The 19,568-nt window shown below is 42.2% G+C and carries 19 protein-coding genes; 10 read left to right on the top strand and 9 right to left on the bottom strand.

Annotated features, from left to right (window positions below; all coding sequences use genetic code 11):
• Positions 1-168: 168 nt before the first annotated feature.
• Together ACTJIX_RS08950 and nth are read left to right on the top strand one after the other, a co-directional pair.
• The gene (locus ACTJIX_RS08950) at positions 169-960 is read left to right on the top strand and encodes an RnfABCDGE type electron transport complex subunit B (RefSeq protein ID WP_005221308.1); all 792 of its coding nucleotides are present in this window, start codon (positions 169-171) and stop codon (positions 958-960) included.
• Positions 961-964: 4 nt separating this feature from the next.
• On the top strand, positions 965-1,669 hold the full coding sequence (nth, locus tag ACTJIX_RS08955; RefSeq protein WP_184103780.1) for an endonuclease III: 705 nt from the start codon (positions 965-967) through the stop codon (positions 1,667-1,669).
• Positions 1,670-1,734: 65 nt separating this feature from the next.
• On the opposite strand, the gene ACTJIX_RS08960 is transcribed toward nth, so the two are convergent.
• From ACTJIX_RS08960 to ACTJIX_RS08975, 4 genes are all read right to left on the bottom strand, one after another.
• Positions 1,735-1,947: a hypothetical protein gene (locus ACTJIX_RS08960; protein ID WP_005221304.1), complete on the bottom strand. Its 213-nt coding sequence runs from the start codon at positions 1,945-1,947 to the stop codon at positions 1,735-1,737.
• An 86-nt stretch (positions 1,948-2,033) separates the two neighbouring features.
• Entirely contained in the window at positions 2,034-2,693 is a 660-nt protein-coding gene (adk, locus tag ACTJIX_RS08965; RefSeq protein ID WP_004810758.1) for an adenylate kinase, read from the bottom strand.
• 84 nt (positions 2,694-2,777) lie between these two features.
• On the bottom strand, positions 2,778-4,094 hold the full coding sequence (locus tag ACTJIX_RS08970; RefSeq protein ID WP_004810761.1) for a membrane protein: 1,317 nt from the start codon (positions 4,092-4,094) through the stop codon (positions 2,778-2,780).
• 66 nt (positions 4,095-4,160) lie between these two features.
• Positions 4,161-4,679 carry a hypothetical protein gene (locus tag ACTJIX_RS08975; RefSeq protein WP_440611361.1) on the bottom strand — a complete coding sequence of 173 codons (519 nt, stop codon included), beginning with the start codon at positions 4,677-4,679 and terminating at the stop codon, positions 4,161-4,163.
• A 240-nt stretch (positions 4,680-4,919) separates the two neighbouring features.
• On the opposite strand from ACTJIX_RS08975, the gene mrdA reads away from it, so the two are divergent.
• Together mrdA and rsmD are read left to right on the top strand one after the other, a co-directional pair.
• A complete protein-coding gene (gene mrdA, locus ACTJIX_RS08980; protein WP_427940074.1) occupies positions 4,920-6,968 on the top strand; it encodes a penicillin-binding protein 2 in 2,049 nt (682 codons plus the stop codon).
• A gap of 3 nt (positions 6,969-6,971) precedes the next feature.
• The gene (gene rsmD, locus ACTJIX_RS08985) at positions 6,972-7,523 is read left to right on the top strand and encodes a 16S rRNA (guanine(966)-N(2))-methyltransferase RsmD (protein ID WP_440611362.1); all 552 of its coding nucleotides are present in this window, start codon (positions 6,972-6,974) and stop codon (positions 7,521-7,523) included.
• Between the two features lie 85 nt (positions 7,524-7,608).
• Here the strand turns inward: rsmD and ACTJIX_RS08990 are convergent, their stop codons facing one another.
• Positions 7,609-7,812, bottom strand: a complete 204-nt coding sequence (locus ACTJIX_RS08990) for a hypothetical protein (protein WP_004810769.1) — start codon at positions 7,810-7,812, stop codon at positions 7,609-7,611.
• Between the two features lie 246 nt (positions 7,813-8,058).
• On the opposite strand from ACTJIX_RS08990, the gene ACTJIX_RS08995 reads away from it, so the two are divergent.
• From ACTJIX_RS08995 to ACTJIX_RS09005, 3 genes are all read left to right on the top strand, one after another.
• Positions 8,059-8,796, top strand: coding sequence for a sulfite exporter TauE/SafE family protein (locus ACTJIX_RS08995; protein WP_005221297.1), 738 nt, complete (start codon positions 8,059-8,061; stop codon positions 8,794-8,796).
• Between the two features lie 92 nt (positions 8,797-8,888).
• Positions 8,889-9,650 carry a 3-oxoacyl-ACP reductase gene (locus ACTJIX_RS09000; protein ID WP_004810773.1) on the top strand — a complete coding sequence of 254 codons (762 nt, stop codon included), beginning with the start codon at positions 8,889-8,891 and terminating at the stop codon, positions 9,648-9,650.
• 151 nt (positions 9,651-9,801) lie between these two features.
• Positions 9,802-10,122: a hypothetical protein gene (locus ACTJIX_RS09005; RefSeq protein WP_004893562.1), complete on the top strand. Its 321-nt coding sequence runs from the start codon at positions 9,802-9,804 to the stop codon at positions 10,120-10,122.
• A gap of 67 nt (positions 10,123-10,189) precedes the next feature.
• On the opposite strand, the gene ACTJIX_RS09010 is transcribed toward ACTJIX_RS09005, so the two are convergent.
• On the bottom strand, positions 10,190-10,777 hold the full coding sequence (locus tag ACTJIX_RS09010; RefSeq protein WP_440611363.1) for a 1-acyl-sn-glycerol-3-phosphate acyltransferase: 588 nt from the start codon (positions 10,775-10,777) through the stop codon (positions 10,190-10,192).
• 191 nt (positions 10,778-10,968) lie between these two features.
• Here ACTJIX_RS09010 and ACTJIX_RS09015 point away from each other — a divergent pair, with 191 nt between their 5' ends.
• On the top strand, positions 10,969-12,300 hold the full coding sequence (locus ACTJIX_RS09015) for a hypothetical protein (protein ID WP_005221272.1): 1,332 nt from the start codon (positions 10,969-10,971) through the stop codon (positions 12,298-12,300).
• A 46-nt stretch (positions 12,301-12,346) separates the two neighbouring features.
• On the opposite strand, the gene ACTJIX_RS09020 is transcribed toward ACTJIX_RS09015, so the two are convergent.
• Complete coding sequence (locus ACTJIX_RS09020; RefSeq protein WP_004893554.1) at positions 12,347-13,501, bottom strand: helix-turn-helix transcriptional regulator; 1,155 nt, start codon at positions 13,499-13,501, stop codon at positions 12,347-12,349.
• 213 nt (positions 13,502-13,714) lie between these two features.
• Between ACTJIX_RS09020 and ACTJIX_RS09025 the strand changes: the two genes are divergently transcribed.
• Positions 13,715-14,197: a copper resistance protein NlpE gene (locus tag ACTJIX_RS09025; RefSeq protein WP_005221268.1), complete on the top strand. Its 483-nt coding sequence runs from the start codon at positions 13,715-13,717 to the stop codon at positions 14,195-14,197.
• 75 nt (positions 14,198-14,272) lie between these two features.
• On the opposite strand, the gene groL is transcribed toward ACTJIX_RS09025, so the two are convergent.
• A complete protein-coding gene (gene groL, locus ACTJIX_RS09030) occupies positions 14,273-15,907 on the bottom strand; it encodes a chaperonin GroEL (RefSeq protein ID WP_004810785.1) in 1,635 nt (544 codons plus the stop codon).
• Between the two features lie 71 nt (positions 15,908-15,978).
• Entirely contained in the window at positions 15,979-16,269 is a 291-nt protein-coding gene (locus ACTJIX_RS09035; protein WP_004810787.1) for a co-chaperone GroES, read from the bottom strand.
• Positions 16,270-17,489: 1,220 nt separating this feature from the next.
• On the opposite strand from ACTJIX_RS09035, the gene ACTJIX_RS09040 reads away from it, so the two are divergent.
• Positions 17,490-19,319 carry a phosphoenolpyruvate carboxykinase (GTP) gene (locus ACTJIX_RS09040; RefSeq protein ID WP_004893548.1) on the top strand — a complete coding sequence of 610 codons (1,830 nt, stop codon included), beginning with the start codon at positions 17,490-17,492 and terminating at the stop codon, positions 19,317-19,319.
• Positions 19,320-19,568: the final 249 nt, after the last annotated feature.

Here is a 19,568-nt window from a genome sequence, read left to right on the forward strand (position 1 = left end):
AAATATGAGTGGAATCAAAGTCTAAATTCTTATTTATGCATGATAATAATGCATATTGGTTACCTTAATTGTGCACAAACAAGCCGATCAAAATATGCTAAAATTTGTAATTCTGACATATTTTGTTTCACCTCCTGAAATGCTCACTGTGAGCGGCTTTGAAATATCATGAATTCGCAGATTTCCCTCATCCAATCCATTGATGCGTTATTGCCACAGACCCAATGCGGTTTGTGTGGTCATCGTGATGGCTGCCTACCCTATGCTCAGTCCATTGCCGAGGGAGAAGAAGCTAACAAATGTGTACCCGGTGGACAGCCGGTGGCAGATGCCCTCGCCAGATTGTTAAATCGTCCTAAACTTAGTGCTGAGCCAAGTGTCTGGCCCATTCAGGCTGATGGGCGTCCTCAGCGCATGAAAGCAGTGATTCGTGAAGATGAATGCATTGGCTGTACCAAATGCATTAGTGCCTGCCCGGTCGATGCCATTATTGGCTCAGGCAAACTGATGCATACGGTACTGACAGATTTGTGTACTGGCTGCGAACTGTGTATTCCACCCTGCCCGGTCGACTGTATTGATCTAGTAGAAGATACCCATCCACTCATGTCAGAGGAACAGCATGTGCAGGAACAGAATGATCTGCGCCAACGTTACTATGCACATATCCAACGTGAGGAAAAACGCCGCATTGACCGTAAAGGTCCTGTGGTACGTGCTGAAATCAATACCGAACTATTTGCCGAGTTCTCTGCACAAAGTCGAAATGTACCCGTGATTGAAATGGTGGAAAAGCCAAATGAGGATGGATTGATCCGGGACGCCAAAACTACGATTGAACTGGCCAAACTGCGTACCCAGATCAAAAAGCTCGAAAAACAGCTGTCTGTACGCGAAGATACAGGTAAACGCACCCAGCTTGCCGAACTAATGCAGCAATTACAGGATTTACAGGGATAAAATGATGACAAGCATGAGCGGCAAACCTGTAAAGAACATGACCAAGAAACAGATTCAAACTTTTTTTGAACGCTTACGTGAACAACGTCCGAATCCAAAAACTGAACTGAATTATTCTAATCCTTTTGAATTACTGGTCGCAGTGACACTCTCGGCACAAGCAACTGATGTCAGCGTCAACAAGGCGACTGACAAGCTATTTCCTGTTGCAAATACGCCAGAAGCGATTTATGCCCTTGGCGTGGATGGGCTGAAGGAATATATCAAAACCATCGGGCTATATAACTCCAAGGCAGAAAACGTGATTAAAGCCTGTGAGATGCTGATCAAGAAACATAACAGCGTGGTACCGGATAATCGTGCTGATCTGGAAGCTTTACCGGGCGTAGGTCGTAAAACTGCAAATGTGGTACTGAATACCGCCTTTGGTCAACCGACGATGGCAGTCGATACCCATATTTTTCGAGTGGGTAACCGCACTGGCCTGGCTGTGGGTAAAAATGTGCTTGAGGTTGAACATCGTCTGATCAAAGTCATTCCCAAAGAATTTATTATTGATTCGCATCATTGGCTAATTTTGCATGGGCGTTATTGCTGTATTGCACGCAAACCAAAATGTCATGAATGTGTGGTCGCTGATGTCTGTAACTGGCCGGACCGTTTCGACTTTGGCGCATTAAAACCAATTGCAGTTAAAAATATTGACTGATCCCTTAAATAAAAAAGCTGAACTCTGGTTCAGCTTTTTTTGTCTCGTTCAGCAGATAAGAATGCTTATTTTTGCTTTTCCTCTAACTGCTGTTGCATTTTTTTGCGCTGCTCTAATTCAGCCTGTAATTTCGGGTGCAATTGTCGCTCTGGGGTTTTGTCCCTATTTTCGATTTTTTCCTGTTTCTGCACTTTGTTTAGCATTCGGTAGCTCATGACCAGAAGGCCTGCTAGAACAACCAAGAACACCACCATGAGCAATAACAAACCAATTTTCACAGTCGCAATTCCTTTAAAGATGCAGAAATAAAAAGAGCCCTAATATGACTTAGGGCTCCCTGAATGTCAAAATTATCGTGAAATGATTATTTTGACTGATCCAGAATCGCGAACAGATCCGCTTGAACTTGTTCAATTGGACGTAGACCGTTCAATTTGTCATAAGTTGGTGCATTTTCACCTGATGCAGCACGGCCTTGATAGAAGCCAACCAGCTGTTCAGTTTCAGTATGGTAAGAACCTAAACGTTTACGAATGGTTTCTTCCTGGTCATCAGGACGTTGAACCAGATCTTCACCAGTTTCATCATCTTTACCTTCCACTTTTGGTGGGTTGTAAACAATGTGGTAAACACGACCAGAAGCCGGGTGCTGACGGCGGCCAGAAAGACGTTGCACGATTTCTTCGTCCGGTACATCAATTTCAATCACGTGATCGATGTTGATGCCTTCGTTTTCAAGCGCTTCAGCTTGTGGAATAGTACGCGGGAAGCCATCAAAGATGCAGCCATTTACACAGTCAGGCTGTGCAATACGTTCTTTAACCAGACCGATGATCAACTCATCAGAAACCAAACCGCCATTATCCATGACGCTTTTAGCTTTTAAACCTAATTCAGTTCCTTCACGAATTGCAGCACGGAGCATATCACCGGTTGAAATTTGTGGGATATTGTAGCGCTTACAGATCAACTGAGCTTGTGTACCTTTACCTGCTCCAGGTGGTCCGAGTAAGATAATGCGCATATATAAACATCCTCATTTTTTAACAATGTATAGGACACCAAATGTCTGGACATCCCCAAAGGTATCCAGCATTTCAGCGTCTCGTTATAAGAAAGCCACAAACAAATGGATTAAACCCGCGACAAAACCGGTTACCCCACCCAATACAATCAGAATCCACTCATCTTCCTGAAACGCAGGTCGTAAAAGATTCTGAAACTCCTTCGGTGTTAACTCGCGTATGCGGTCTCTAAACATTTGATAGATTTTCTGTGCACGGCTCGCATTAAACGCAGGGTCGCATACAGGCACCATCGTAATTTCAATTGAGCGATCGATCAAGTCTGTCTTGAGTTTTGCATACTCTCTTGGTCCTAAGGATAGCTGTAAAGAGGTGCGAACCAATGGAGTTTCCATAATTTCGTTAATGTGACGCTTGACGATCCGGCGGGTTTTTTCTTTCTTACCACCATACATCATTTCTGTCATGATCGATTTTAACGTAATCAGATCTTCTGTCACTACACTTGCGAAGACGTCAGAGACTTCTTCCTGACGTTTCATAAAAGCACCTTGTATGTTATAGGTGCCAATACGTGGAATAACCGGTTTGATCCATGGAAACTTGCGGCTCTGCGTGCGGGTGAAGAACTGCGGGTATTTCACATAGTGTGGTTCTATCGGATTGAAGACCATCCAGATGGCAATCCAGTTGGTCAGGAAACCCCAAATTGCTGCCCAGAATGGTACAGTCCAGTGCCAAGGCACCACGAACCATACGATCATCTGGAACAGACCAAAGAACATACCAATTAAAGCACTGATATGCCAGATAAAGTTAATTTCTTTCTGTCCAACCTTCAGGAACATGCGTACCATCAGACGGCGATCACCCTCCATTTGACTGACCACCATGTCACGCATATCCACAAGTGACTCGACGTTCATGGTCAGCTCAGTCACTAATTCGCGCAACACATCCGGCAACTGCTTGTGTGCCTGAGAATAAATACGGCGCTTGATGGAATACGGCAAGTTTTCCCACAAAACTGCATTACGGTCGATCATGACCTCATCAATCAGATGTTCAAGTTCGAAACCGACCTGTTCACCGATGATGCGTGCCATATCATCCGGGTCCATCGCCTGTAGAAATTCCTGGATCGATCCTAGTTTAGACAAGGTATTGTCTGTGATAATTCCTGAAATTCTTCCTGCTTTGCGTGGCACAATGCCCTGCCAGCCGACAGGCAATGGACCAATATGGAATCCCCAGAACGTGATTGGATAGAACACCATTTTCAGGGCCATCCATACGTGTGCCCAGGTAACGAATGCAGTGACAGGAATGATACTGAGCACAGCCCAGAAATCTGGACGCATCAGAAAGGCTTGCCACAACTCGTTAACGTACTCAAGCATGTATAACTTCCATATTTAATTCTTTGTTCACAGAATACAATTTTCTTATCAAGTCGAATATTTTCTCTATAAACCGATACTTAAAGTATAGGAGAATTGTAGTTGAGGTTCGATTTCGGCCACAACATGTCCACTTCGGCTTTTCATTTCTTCACCAGCACCGATTCCGACACTGAAGGTACTGATCCGTTCTGAACTCAGCATGACATAGGATAAATCCATCCCGCCCCCCAGACGTGCTTCATATTCTCCATCTACTTTCTTACTCTGGATATGTCCGGCATAAGCCCCGACATAATACCCATTTTTATCTTTTCCTGTGAGGTGTGCCGGGTACCGAAAGCCAACTTGTGCACCAAATGGCTTGTCATCGTCCAGAAAAACACCACCTTTGACATATGCGATCCCATACGGATTCACCCACTCAGTATTCAGGTGAATCATATTCCGGGTAAATCCAGCCCCCACATTCCAGGTACTTGCCTGACTATCGCTCAGTTTTGCTTCAGATCTATACGTAGAATCATCTGCATAAGCCATATTTGCGATGAAAGCAAATGCCAGCAAAGGGTATAATTTATTCATTCCTTTTCACCAATATCCTTGATTCATTATAGTTTTAAGGTATCGTCCTTTTTTTATTCAATTTGGACTTTAGCAGAATTATCAACACAGTTGTATACAACTGTAGACAATTTTAATGTCTGCAAAGTCAACGTTTAGCAGATGGGCAACCCACTCGTATTTCAATATCCAAACTAGGTCAGTTGGGTTAGAATAACGCACTTTCATTCCTATCCGTGTTCAGGTCTAAGTCGATCTCGTATGAAGCAGCATTTTCCATTAAAAAATGTACAGCAAGAAAAACGCATTTATCGCAATCGTGTGTTTTTCTCGATTGGCTTGGTCATCATCTGCATGCTGCTACTAATCAGCCGCTATGCCTATTTGCAGATTGTCAGCTTCGATGAGTTCAACACGGCTTCTGACCAGAACCGTATCCGCCTGCAACCACTTGCGCCTGCACGTGGTTATATCTATGACCGTAACGGCGTCCTTTTGGCAGATAACTATCCGGTATTTACCGCGACCTTAAGTCGTGCCGATGTTGAGGATATTGATGATACGATTAAGCGCCTGATCCCGATTCTGGAACTGAACGAAGAAGATATCGAGCGTTTTAATAGCCGGATTAAAACCGCAAAAAAAACAGAACGTGTTTCTATCAAACTGAATCTGACCGAAACCGATATTGCCCGCTTTAGTGAAATTAAGCACCTGTTCCCCGGTGTAAAAATTGATACCCAGATGACCCGCTACTATCCACATGGTGAATTGTTTGCACATGTGATTGGTTACGTGGGCCGTATCAATGACAAAGAATTAAAAAGTATTGATAAGGACCTTTACGCGGGTACCAACCTGATCGGGAAAATCGGGGTCGAAAAATCCTATGAAGAGCTGCTCCACGGTGTTCCAGGAAATGAATCAGTCGAAGCAGATGCACATGGTAATGTGCTGCGTCATCTTGGACGTAAGGATCCGGTACGCGGGAATGACCTGTTTTTATCTTTAGATTATGGCCTGCAAATGGTTGCTTCCGAGCAACTGGCGGGACGTCGTGGCGCCATTGTTGCCATGGATCCAGGTACAGGGGAAATTTTAGCACTGGTTTCTAGCCCAAGTTTCAACCCGAACCTGTTTGTAACCGGAATCAGCACCAAAGATTATTCTTACTTGCGTGATAACCTTGATCAGCCACTGTATAACCGGGCGGTGCAAGGAACTTATCCTCCTGGTTCGACCATTAAACCGATGTTTGGCCTGGGTGGCCTTCATTATGGCCTGGTCGATTGGGATACAGCGATTTCCGATCCCGGCTATTTCACTTTGCCGGGTGATAGTCACCGTTTCCGCGACCATAAGAAAACTGGCCATGGTACTGTAAATCTGCATAAAGCTCAGGTGGTTTCCTGCGATACCTATTTCTATGTCATGTCCTATCGTATGGGCATTGAACAGATGAATGGATGGATGCGTCAGTTTGGTTTTGGTGAAAAAACAGGTGTCGATCTGCCAAGTGAAAGCTCTGGTCTATACCCAAGTCCTGAATGGAAAATGCGTACCCGCAACTCTAAATGGTCACGTGGTGAAACGATTTCGGTGAGTATTGGTCAGGGTGCCTTTACAGCAACGCCATTGCAGTTAGCGATGGCAACAGCAATTACTGCCAATCATGGCAATAAAGTCGTACCGCATGTCTTGCGTGAAAGCCGTGGCGCCAAAGCATTTAAAGTCCATAATGGCACCCATGGCAAGATCGATTTTAATGGTAAAGAAGAAGACTGGTTCAAAATGCGCGATGCCATGGTTGATGTGATTCAGTCGGGTACGGGTCGCGGTATTAAAGGCGGCCTGCAATATAGTATTGCCGGTAAAACTGGCACAGCACAGGTAAAAAGTATTGCCCAGGGTAAACGTTACAATGAAGCCTTGCTGACTGATCGCCAGCTTGACCATGGTCTGTTTGTCGGTTTTGCTCCTGCAGAAAAGCCTGAAATTGCCATTGCAGTCATTCTGGAGAATGGCCGCGGCGGTAGTGCCGCCACTGCACTCGCTCGTCCTATTTTTGATTACTGGTTACTGCATAAAGATAAGAATCCGGTACGCCCACTCAATCATCAATTAAGTGGGGGACTGATGACTGCCGGTATTAAACCTGGCGAGCTACCAAGTGGTGCAAGTATGCTTAGCCCTGATGCTGCGGCAACACCTAACAACACGGATGCACCACAAACTTCCTCAAACGCAACATCGAATACATCTCGTTCGAGCTCATCTGCAAACTCTGCACCAGCTGTAGAAGGAGATTAATATATGAAAAATCAGTTACGAATTATTGGTGGTGACTGGAAACGCCGTCAGCTAGCCTTTGCCAGTATTGACGGTTTACGTCCCACCCCAGACCGTGTCCGTGAAACCCTGTTTAACTGGCTGATGTGGGATGTACAGAATGCCAAGGTGCTGGATATCTGTGCCGGTTCTGGTGCTTTGTCCTTTGAAGCACTTTCCCGCGGTGCAACCAGTGTGGTGATGATTGAACCGGATCGTACTCAGGCACAATTTCTGAGCCAGAATCTGGAGCTGCTTCAAGTCACCAAAGCACGTGCACAACTGAAAGTAACCACGGCGCAGCAGGCTTTGCAAACATTGAAAGATCAATTTGATCTGGTCTTTTTAGACCCGCCTTACAGCTTGGACTTATGGACTTCTCTGGCTGAACTTGCTGATCCGCTAATCAAGCCTGAAGGCCTGATTTATGTCGAAGCAGATCGGGATTTAAATACGTTGCAGCTTCCCTCTTGTTGGCAACTGATTAAAAATACCAAGGCTGGGACAGTACGTGCAGGCTTATATCAGAAAAAGTAAATGAATATTTGCACAATAAATATTAAAAAAGGATTCCTGTATGGAATCCTTTTTTGTGAAATGTAAGTTATAAATAGCTGATCTCTTAACGGCGATCACGCCAGTCACGGTCTTCCCGATCACGTTTCCAATCACGATGATCTCTATCTTTCCAGTCCCGGTCACCATGGTTACGGTCATAATGTCCATTACGGTCTCGATGACCACGATAATCATCATCCCAAGGATCGACCATACAACCGGTTAAAGCCACTGCCAGCACAGATGACAGTAATATCATTTTTTTCATTTTCATCACCTCTTCCTTCCTGCACTCTGCCAGTATCAGGCGATTTCATGGAGAGTACACGCAGCCATTGTTGGTCTCCTGTACCGATTTGTTTGCTTTTTATTCACCATCAAAACAATTCAATTATCTTCAAATAAATTGGTTATCTGAACTTCGACTAAGCTGTGCACAAATACAGCTAAATATTAGCTTGGCTTTTTCAGCAATCTTTTGAATACTGCTGGCTTTAGTTATCTACTAATCAATATGACCTGGCTGTTATTTATTTTAGGCGCAATGATCGCAGGATTTGTACAAGGTCTTACCGGTTTTGCCTTCGCTTTAATTGCCATGTCATTTTGGGTATGGGTACTCAGTCCTCAAGTTGCTGCTCCCCTCCTTGTGTTTGCTTCGATTTGGAGCCATGTTATTTCATTATCGAATGAACAAAAGCATGTTCATTTGTATAAAGCACTTTATTTACCGTATTTAATTGCCGGACTGATCGGCGTTCCGCTCGGCACCTGGTTACTGAATATCATTGAGGCACATACTTTCCGTGTCTTACTGGGTATGTTCCTCATCATCTGGTGTCCACTCATGTTGTTGAATCCTCAGATCCGACTGATTCAACATTCAGGCAAAACTGCAGATGCCAGTATCGGTTTGGTAGGTGGCATTTTAGGTGGCTTGGGGGGATTTTGTGGTTCCGTACCTTCTGCCTGGTTAATGCTCAAACAGCTCCCCAAAGATCAGCAGCGCTATATTTTACGTCATTTTAATTTCGCCATTCAGATGTTTACCTTGGCAGCCTATCTATATCAGGGCAATTTAAATCAGAGTCACTTGCCCTATATGGCTGTACTGATTCTTGCAGTCAGTATTCCCGCTATTTTGGGTGCGCGCCTATTCCATCGCATTTCAGAACTGCACTTTAAGCAAATTGTTCTTGGACTACTTTTCAGTTCAGGATGTTTCCTGCTGCTTAAAGAGTTAATCCATTAAACTGTTCCAAAAAGGCCAAAGCCTTGTCCTACTTTGCTTTCAGCCAGTTTACTGCTAAGGTAACTTGAATGATTTTTCTGTAGAAATGAGCTATGCAAATTCGTGATCAAATTGTGCTTGTGACTGGCGGTGCACGTGGACTTGGCCTGGCAATTAGCCAGCTTCTGATTGAAGAAGGTGCACGTATAGTGGTGAACTATCTTAGTAGTAAAACGCAGGCTGAAGCTTTACAGAAGCAGTATCCCGATCAGGTATTTACCTATCAGGCAGACGTTACTCAAGTAGATCAGGTCAAAGCCCTGTTTACCGCAAGCAAAGCACATTTTGGTGAAGGCATTCATTCGGTTGTGAACAATGCCCTGGTACAGTTTGAATTTAATGGTGATAATCGTCCCAAGGTAGAAGATTTGTCTTGGGAGATGATGTCGCATCAATTCAGTGGTGCTGTTCAGGCTTGCCTCAATACGACTCAGGCGGCGCTAGAAGATATGAAACAGGCACATTTTGGCCGGATTGTGAATATCGGTACCAATCTGGTTCAAAATCCGGTGGTGCCTTATCATGACTATACGACTGCTAAAGCCGCGCTACTGGCATTTACCCGTACTACTGCGCAGGATCTTGGTCAATATGGAATTAATGTAAATATGCTTTCAGGCGGCCTATTACAAACCACAGATGCCAGCAAAGCCACGCCTGATTTTGTGTTTGATCTGATTGCTCAGTCAACGCCATTACGCCGTGTCATTACCCCTGAAGAATTCGCGTCGGCAATCTTGATGTTCCTGTCTCCTTATTCACGCGCTGTCACGGGGCAAAACCTGATTGTAGATGGAGGCTTAGTCAAAGGTTAATCAACCTTGATACATGATCATAGAATCGTTCAATACTGACTCCGATTGTACGATGCCTCACATTTTAACCAACTGTTCAAAAAAAACGGTTTTGAAACTCGAAATACCTTTTAAAATATCGAGACCTTTCAAAACCGTTTGACTTCTCCCTATGAAAGCCTTAGCAGTATTGAGCCTGACTCTGCTACTGACAGCTTGTATGTCACATGATGCCCAAAAAGCCGAACACATTTTAAAACTCTTCCACTGTAAGGGTATTGAACCTTCGCAAATGCAGCATAATAGTGTGACTCAATATTATGAGCATTCTCTGTATAGCTCAAAAAGCAAAGCAGAGGCTTATATAGAACAGTATAAAAATGGCGAGGAATCTTTTGAAATCCCGCTCTCTGAAATCGTGAATCAGCAATATGAACTATACAAATCGGCCTGTCAAAATCTGGGGGGCATTCCAGCCAAAGAAGCATTCTGATCTTTAATGCAATATGAAATAAAATCTTAATGCTAAAAAAACAGGAGTATTCTCCTGTTTTTTCATTTTAACTCGCTTTGTAATATCGCTGATCTACACTAAATTCTTTAGGAAATTTGGCCTGGATGCCTGCATAGAAATCCATGATCTCAGCCATATCTTCCTCAAAATTTCCTGTGGGATGAATGATTTTTCCTACACCTGCCTTCTTTTGTTCATAATCCATATAAGCCAATGCAATCGGGACGCCAGCATTTACCGCAACATAATAAAAACCGGTTTTCCATTGCTCCTGACGGGCACGTGTTCCTTCAGGTGTAACCAACATGACCAGTTCAGGATGCTGCTTAAACAGGTCTGTCATCACCTGAACCATACTTAGACGCGGCTCACCTGCCTGCTTGGGACGGCGATCAATTCCAATTCCACCCATCGCACGCACAAAAGGACCCAATGGGAACTTCATGTAGCTGTCTTTAATGGTAAGACGTACATTGACACCTAATGCCTTCAGCGCTAGCCGTGCATATAATGCATCCCAATTACTGGTATGCGGTGCAGCAATCATGACACATTGGCTCAGGTTTTCAGGCCAGTGATTGTCTGTTTCCCAGCCCATCAATTTAAGTGCTTTTTCAGCTAAATTTTCAAACACAATTCAATCGCAAAATAAATAAAAAATTATGTGATAGTGTACCAATATTAGTGTTTAATTCTCTTTGTAATCGATTGTAAATACATTATTTGATGCACTTTTTATACAATCAACCTCCCAATATTGGGATATTCCTTAATCATTGGCTTCCCTAGACTCAGGTGGACAATTATAAACCACCCATGGGGTCAATGATGAAAAAAACTATACTCGCAGTAATGCTTTCCACCCTTGCATTAACCGCATGTAATGATGATGACGATGACCATCACTCACCAGGAAATGGTGGCAACCCACCTGGAACACAGCAAGGTATCTTGACTGATGGCCCAATTGAAAACGTCCGCTATGAAACATCAAGTGGTGTAAGAGGCTCTACCAATGCGGAAGGTAAATTTAATTATAATACAGGTGATACAATTAGATTCTTTATCGGAAACCTTCAGCTAGGTGAACAGGATGGAGTTCCAGCTCAAGCTCGGATTACTCCGACAGATCTTTATGAGAATGATCCAGACATACCTGGAAATGAAGATGAAGAATTAGAAGAAGCATTAACAATCTTCCTGCAATCGATTGATGCAGATTATATTACACCGCCAACAGGTGCTCCCGCAGATTACAATGCTCATGATAATGGTATTCAAATTACTCAAGATGTCATTAATCGAATTAACACAGCTTTCACCTCTGCAACTACATTCGAGACAGCACTAGAGGATTCTGATAACAGTATAACAACCCTTATTCAGGACCAATTACAGCTTAGCGACGTAACTCCAGTTACTCCTGATGAAGCTGCAGCTAATATTCAAGAAGCTTTCTATAAAGATATTGCTGGCACATGGCAATTAGGCTCTGCAGATAAATCGGATAAAGTCATTTTAGTGGTTTATACCGATGGTAGCTACAAACTAGGTGAAGCCGATGAGGCAGATGATGATGGAGAACCAGGTTATGAACTTGGGAATCTTCAGTGGAACTGGAAAGGTGGGGTTATCACACCTGTGATTGATGAAAATGGTGACACCAATGGATCATGGGGGCTTTCAGATTCAGAAGGTGACGAAGGTTATACCCTAACTTTTGACGGTACAAACTTAGTTCTTACTGAAACTGGTTTGGATGAAGATGATACCTCTACCCTTACACGAGTAGAAAATTCAACCAATGGCCTCGTAGGTACGTGGGAGCTGGATGATACCCATGTACTGGTATTCTTGAACGACGGCTACTACTTCCTGATTGATACTATAGGAGGAGAGGATTGTGGCCCAGAGGGTATTGAATATGGCCAATACACTACTTCGAACAACATCCTCACAGTCACCAATAACTTGTTCGATACAAATGAAAGTTGTGGTCTACATGATAGTCAAACCTCTCCATTCGTTCTTGGAACCTATACAGTTAATGCAACTACCATGACATTAACCCCAACAGGTGAACCTGCTGTCACTTTCACTCGGGCTGATTTCCAGCGTGATCCAGAACCCGCTCCTGAGCCACAGCCAACAACGTAATATCTCTTGGTATAACTTTAAAAAGCCAGGTAATTAACCTGGCTTTTTATGCAATATGCTGAAACTGTAACGTACAGTTCATCAACTTATGTATCAGCTCAATCTGGCTATTCACTTCTAGCTTTTCATAAATCTTTTTCATATAAGTTCTAATGGTTTGAATACTGAGTTGCATCTGTTCAGCAATCTCTTCAGGTTTATAACCATTGATCAGGTATTCACATAATGCGATCTCCCGACATGTCAACTGATAATGCTGCCTTAAATAGCTTTGTGACAAGATATGGTATTGATTTCGGTCCGTCAAAAATATTGCAACTTGATATTGTCTCGATTCTTCAATAGATGTTATTGACTGTTTCGACCAAGGTACGATTGTCAACATGATGCAATGACCTGTTGCATCCTCTACAGCCATTACTCCACCGATTTTACTTATTCCCCCACTTCCCTGCTGTAAAGACCCTCTGATAAGTTGTTCTAGTTGCAGATGATAGGCTCTATTAAGCTTCAGATAATTGTACTGATCTATTTCAATTTCCTGATTCTGCCTCAGCATTTTTTTTGCTTCAATATTGGCAAACTGTATCTCGAAATTCTCAAGTAATAATACAATCCCGACCTTTAGAGCGTTCATGGCCTGATAAGCATTGTACTTATCCTGAATAACTAAACTGAACTGACGATAAATCTGTAGCGCTCGCCTTAAATGAATACTGATACGCTCCAGAAAATCCAGCTGCTCTTTACCATAAGGGGTGGCTTCAGGTGCCCGGTGAATTCCCAGTACCGCCCAACTAAAATCACCACGATCCAGCAATACACCTGCAAGATGTAAAATACCGGTAGGCTTTAAACATTTTTCATAAAAGATATGCTCTTCTGAACCTTTCATGGAAGGATAATGCTGACAATTGATCTGTAAAGCCTCTCCCACTGCAATCTCATTCCATAGCGGCAAGTGCAGCTTCATATCAATGACTTGAATACGTTCATCCCGATAAGCTGCTAGACCTTCATAAGGAATATTATAGGTATGGACAAAGTTGTAAGCTGGGTTGAGCTGATCCATCGCAGTAAAGATGGCTGTCTTACTTTGTGTGTATTCCACTAACTCATGCATAACCTGAGTCCATAACTGAGGATCCAGTGCTGCATCATAGATATGCGCAATAATGTTATTTTCTTTATCCAAATCCATCATTGCCCTCATTATTATTTTTTTAAACCTGTGAAAGCACTATTTATTTGAGATGATAGTGATTTTATTTTTTATTATTTTAGCAATTCCTTTACCTCATCACACGTGCAGAGTGAATTTCACTTAATCAATACATCATTTACAAAGTTGTACTACCCTTATGATTTTTAAATTTTTATGTTGAATATTAGCAAATGCAAAACGGGCATAAAAATGAAAAAGTCTCTCCTTATCGTCGCAATGACCACAATCACGCTAGGTTTAAGTGCCTGTTCTAAAAACCAAGAACCCTCTAGCAATGAAAATATGGATTCAGAAAATTCTGCTCAGATGAATACGCCAGCGACATCACGCAGCTTACCTGCAGGCGATACTGCAGAAACTTCTCTTGACTGGGCGGGCGAATACGAAGGAACTTTCCCATGTGCGGATTGTGAAGCCATTAAAGTGGAGCTGGAACTTCATCCTGACAAAACCTATGAGTTGAAAGAAGAGTATGTTTCCGATACCAAAAGCACAGAAACCAAAACCAAAGGAAGTTTTAGCTTTGACCCTAAAATGACTTCAATTATTACGCTGGATGAAAAAGGTGAAAATCGTAAATTCTTTGTCGGTGAAAATTTCTTAGAAGCTCGAGATATTCAAACTGGCGAGAAAATTAACAGTAATCTGAATTACAGATTAATCAAACATTAATATTTTTCAGCTAACCTGAATGAAAAAAATCCCCGCAAATGCGGGGATTTTTTAGATCAATGACCGGTTGATGAATTACATCATGCCGCCCATACCACCCATGCCGCCCATATCAGGCATAGCAGGTTTGTCTTCTGGGATATCAGTGATCATACATTCAGTTGTCAACATTAATGCAGCAACAGAAGCAGCATGCTCAAGCGCAGAACGTGTTACTTTTGCTGGATCAAGAATACCCATTTCAAGCATATCGCCGTATTCGCCAGTTGCAGCGTTGTAACCAAAGTTACCTTGGCCATTTTTCACTGCATTAATCACAACTGAAGGCTCATCACCAGCATTAGATACGATTTGACGAAGTGGCGCTTCAATTGCACGACGAAGAATGCTGATACCTACGTTCTGGTCATCATTTGCACCCTTCACACCGTCAAGTGCAGCTGCAGCACGTACCAGTGCAACACCACCACCCGCAACAACACCTTCTTCAACCGCTGCGCGAGTTGCGTGAAGTGCATCGTCTACACGGTCTTTCTTCTCTTTCATTTCAACTTCAGTTGCAGCACCGATTTTGATAACAGCAACACCGCCAGCCAATTTAGCTACGCGTTCTTGAAGTTTTTCTTTGTCGTATTCAGAAGTAGATTCTTCGATTTGTGCACGGATCTGTTGAACACGGTCAGAGATCTGAGCTGCATTACCAGCGCCATCCACAATCACTGTGTTTTCTTTAGAAACTGTTACTTTGTGCGCAGTACCCAAGTGTTCAAGAGTCGTTTGGTCTAACTGCATACCGATTTCTTCAGAAATCACAGTACCGCCAGTCAGGATCGCGATGTCTTGCAGCATTGCTTTACGACGGTCACCGAAGCCAGGTGCTTTAACAGCACATACTTTAATGATACCGCGCATGTTGTTAACAACCAGAGTTGCAAGCGCTTCGCCTTCAACATCTTCAGCAATGATCAGAAGTGGTTTACCAGTTTTCGCAACTGCTTCCAGTACAGTGATCAATTCACGGATGTTACTGATTTTCTTGTCAACCAATAGGATGTATGGGTTTTCAAGTTCAGCAGTTAGCGTGTCTTGTTTGTTTGCGAAGTATGGAGAGATATAACCACGGTCAAACTGCATACCCTCTACAACGTCAAGTGCATCTTCGAAGCCTGAACCCTCTTCAACAGTGATCACACCCTCTTTACCTACTTTTTCCATTGCTTGCGCAATCAGTTTACCAACAGTAGTGTCAGAGTTAGCAGAGATCGAACCTACTTGCTCAATTGCTTTAGAATCAGAAGCAGGCTGAGCAGTCGCCTTGATTTCAGCAACTAAAGTTTTCACTGCAATATCGATACCGCGTTTCAGATCCATTGGGTTCATACCCGCAGTTACTGACTTGATACCTTCATTTAAGATTGCTTGAGCAAGAACAGTCGCAGTTGTGGTACCGTCACCAGCGATGTCATTGGTTTTTGAAGATACTTCGCGAACAAGTTGAGCACCCATGTTCTCGAACTTGTCTTTTAAAGTAATTTCTTTCGCCACAGTTACACCATCTTTAGTGATATGTGGTGCACCGAAAGAACGGTCGATGACAACGTTACGGCCTTTAGGACCAAGGGTAACTTTTACAGCATCTGCAAGGATGTTCACACCAGCGATCATTTTCGCACGAGCTGAATCACCAAATTTTACGTCTTTAGCTGACATATTTGACTCCGAGTATTTTTAATAGCTTTACAAAATCTGATATGGAATATGTAAGACTGTTTTAGCGAAGATTAACCTTCAAGAACCGCTAAAATGTCAGATTCTTTCATGATAAGTAGTTCTTCCCCGTCTACTTTTACAGTTGTACCTGCATAAGTGCCGAACAATACTTTGTCGCCAACTTTAACGTCTAACGCGCGTACGCCATTGTCAGTGATTTGACCATTACCAACTGCAATAATTTCCCCTTGCGCTGGTTTTTCTGCTGCAGAACCTGGAAGTAAAATACCGCCAGCTGTTTTAGTTTCTTCTTCAACACGACGAATAACAACGCGGTCATGTAATGGACGAATGTTGCTCATTTTTAACTCCATCAGACTAAGTCTTTTTGATTACTGATGACGACTTAGTTATTCCCTGGTCGTCATCAAAACTTTTAGATGTCACTTTTATGGAGATGGAATAAATCGCTTCAAGGGTAAAACTGAAAAAAAATTCATTTTTTTTTATTTTTTTATCATGTGCATATACTTTTGCTGCTTTTTTCTTCAAGGCCAGTCTGAAATTAGAGTATAGCCTTCAGTTTTCAGAATTTTTCATCTTTCTATAAGCTTCTTTAAGAACGTGGTGAAGTATAATAGTGCTTATATTTGAACAGTCAGTAGATACAGCGCTACTCCTCTTTCCTATCTGATAAATAATTTAAAATAAGCAGTGCAAACACCTTAAACTCATCTTCTATATAAAGCTATTTCTTGGAATGACCTAGTTATATAGATAATTTTTCCACATAATGAATACTATTTATATAGTGCTTCAGCCTTGTACAGGATGATCATTTCTATGCCCACATTCGTTGAAGATACTTACCTGGAGAATACTGTTATTGGCTTCATAGAGCTAAGCCTAAAAGATCAAGGTTGACTTTCTAATACCTACCAATCGTAAGTTACTAACCAATTAAAAATTAATCTTAAAGTGGTTTTTCTTAGGCGCTTTAAGAAAGCAGAAATTATAAATTTTATTTTTAAAATCAAAAATTTAAAATCACAATAAGCTATATAGCAAAGTTCAATCATGATCTTAAATAGAAATGACTCCAACATTCTATAACCACAGCCTTTTATGTGATAGAAATTAGATATATATGGTTTATAATAGTTCGGAAAATCATCAGCATTGATTATTTTTCTGGCAAACTGTCTAAATGCTAAACAGATGTCATTCAGTACTATGCAAAATTCAAATTACCCTCATTTATTTAATCAATGATAAGAGTCATTCCTAGAAAAATAATAAGTAAATGTTTTTTATAATTATATTTATTAAAAATATTAACCATAATTAAAATAAATACAAGATTGCTCTGCAATGTTATTTTATATACTACTGTTTTTTAAATACTTATTTAAAATATTGCATTATGTGACAATTTAACTCTAACCCTGCTTTGGTCTTATTTTTTTTGTCATTTTATGCTTTAATACAGCCACTTTTTTTTCATATTTCATCTGGGCGATGTTTTCATCACCCAGACTATACTTTGTACATAGTTTTGTACACTTTTGAGATAGGCCTCACCATGACCCAAGTGAACGCACCAGAATTCGTTCGTCACCCTAAGCTTATTGCTTGGGTGGAAGAGATTGCTAAATTAACAAAACCAGCAAAAATTGAATGGTGTGACGGTAGCGCAGAAGAGTATCAACGTTATATCGACTTGATGATCGCTAACGGCACAATGCAAGCGCTTAACCAGGAAACTCATCCAGGTTCTTACCTTGCAAATTCTGATCCTTCTGACGTTGCTCGTGTTGAAGGTCGTACTTATATCTGTTCAGAAAACAAAGAAGACGCTGGCGCGACAAATAACTGGGAAGCTCCAGCTGAAATGCGTGCTCGCCTAAATGGCTTATTTGACGGTTCAATGAAAGGTCGTACTTTGTACGTTGTTCCTTTCTCTATGGGTCCTTTAGGTTCTCATATTGCACACATCGGTATCGAACTGACTGACTCTCCTTATGTTGCTGTTAGCATGTCTAAAATGGCGCGTATGGGTAAAGCGGTTTATGACGTTTTAGGTACTGACGGCGAATTCGTTCCATGTGTACACACTGTTGGTGCACCATTGGAAGAAGGTCAAAAAGACGTTGCTTGGCCATGTAACCCAGACAAATGGATCGTACATTATCCAGAAACGCGTGAAATCTGGTCTTACGGTTCCGGTTACGGCGGTAACGCATTGCTAGGTAAAAAATGTCTAGCTTTACGTATTGCATCTTATATGGGTCGTCAACAAGGTTGGTTAGCTGAACACATGCTGATCCTTGGCGTGACAAATCCACAAGGCGAAAAACATTACATCGCAGCTGCATTCCCTTCTGCGTGTGGTAAAACAAACTTCGCGATGCTGATTCCACCAGCGGGCTACGAAGGCTGGAAGATTGAAACTGTAGGTGACGATATTGCCTGGATCAAACCAGGTGAAGACGGTCGTCTATATGCAATTAACCCTGAAGCTGGTTTCTTCGGTGTAGCGCCTGGTACAAATACCAAAACTAACCCGAACTGTATGGCGACACTTCATAAAGACGTGATCTATACAAACGTTGCTGTGACTGACAACGGCGAAGTATGGTGGGAAGGTCTGACTAAAGAAGCGCCTGCAAACCTGACTAACTGGAAAGGTCAACCACACACTGGCGAAGAAAAAGCAGCTCACCCGAATGCTCGCTTCACCGTTGCTGCGGGTCAATGCCCTTCTATCGACGCTGACTGGGAAAATCCAGCAGGCGTTCCAATTTCTGCGTTCATCTTCGGTGGTCGCCGTGCGGACACAGTGCCTCTAATCTCAGAAGCATTTGACTGGGTAGACGGTGTTTATAAAGCTGCAACTATGGGCTCTGAAACTACTGCTGCTGCTGTTGGTCAACAAGGTATTGTCCGTCGTGATCCATTCGCGATGCTTCCATTTGCTGGCTACAACATGGCTGACTACTTCACTCACTGGTTAGAAATGGGTGAGAAAGTTGGCGAGAAAGCTGCTGCTGCTGGTAACAAGCTTCCAGGTATCTACAACGTAAACTGGTTCCGTCGTGATGCTGAAGGTAACTTTGTATGGCCTGGTTTCGGTCAAAACATGCGTGTTCTTGAGTGGATCATCGATCGTTGTGAAGGTCGTGCAACTGCTGTTGACACTCCAATTGGCCGTGTTCCAACTTACGAACAGCTGAACTGGACTGGTACTGACTTCTCTAAAGAGCAGTTTGATCTGGTAACTTCTCAAGATAAAGATCAATGGATCAAAGAACTTGAAAGCCATACTGAATTGTTCGAAAAACTAGGTGACCGTATGCCAGAAGCGTTGAAAAAACGCCAAGCTGAATTACTGGAAGCTGTTAAATCTGCATAATTGCTGGTTTAATTTAAAAAGGTCGCATAAGCGGCCTTTTTTTATTGCTGGTTATTCATTAAATTTAAGTACTTTCATTTTTCCAATTTTTGCAGTTATTAGATTTCTCTAATACCTCTTAAATTATTCAACAACATTTAATCAATAAAAATTATCTTAAAAAATCAAAAATTTAATATAAAAATAAATAACTTAATGCTTTGAATTATCAAAACTATCTCTCTTGTTTCATTAAAACTCAAGTTCTAT

The sequence above is a fragment of the Acinetobacter sp. 22323 genome (genome assembly GCF_052044895.1).
GTDB classification, from domain to species: domain Bacteria; phylum Pseudomonadota; class Gammaproteobacteria; order Pseudomonadales; family Moraxellaceae; genus Acinetobacter; species Acinetobacter schindleri.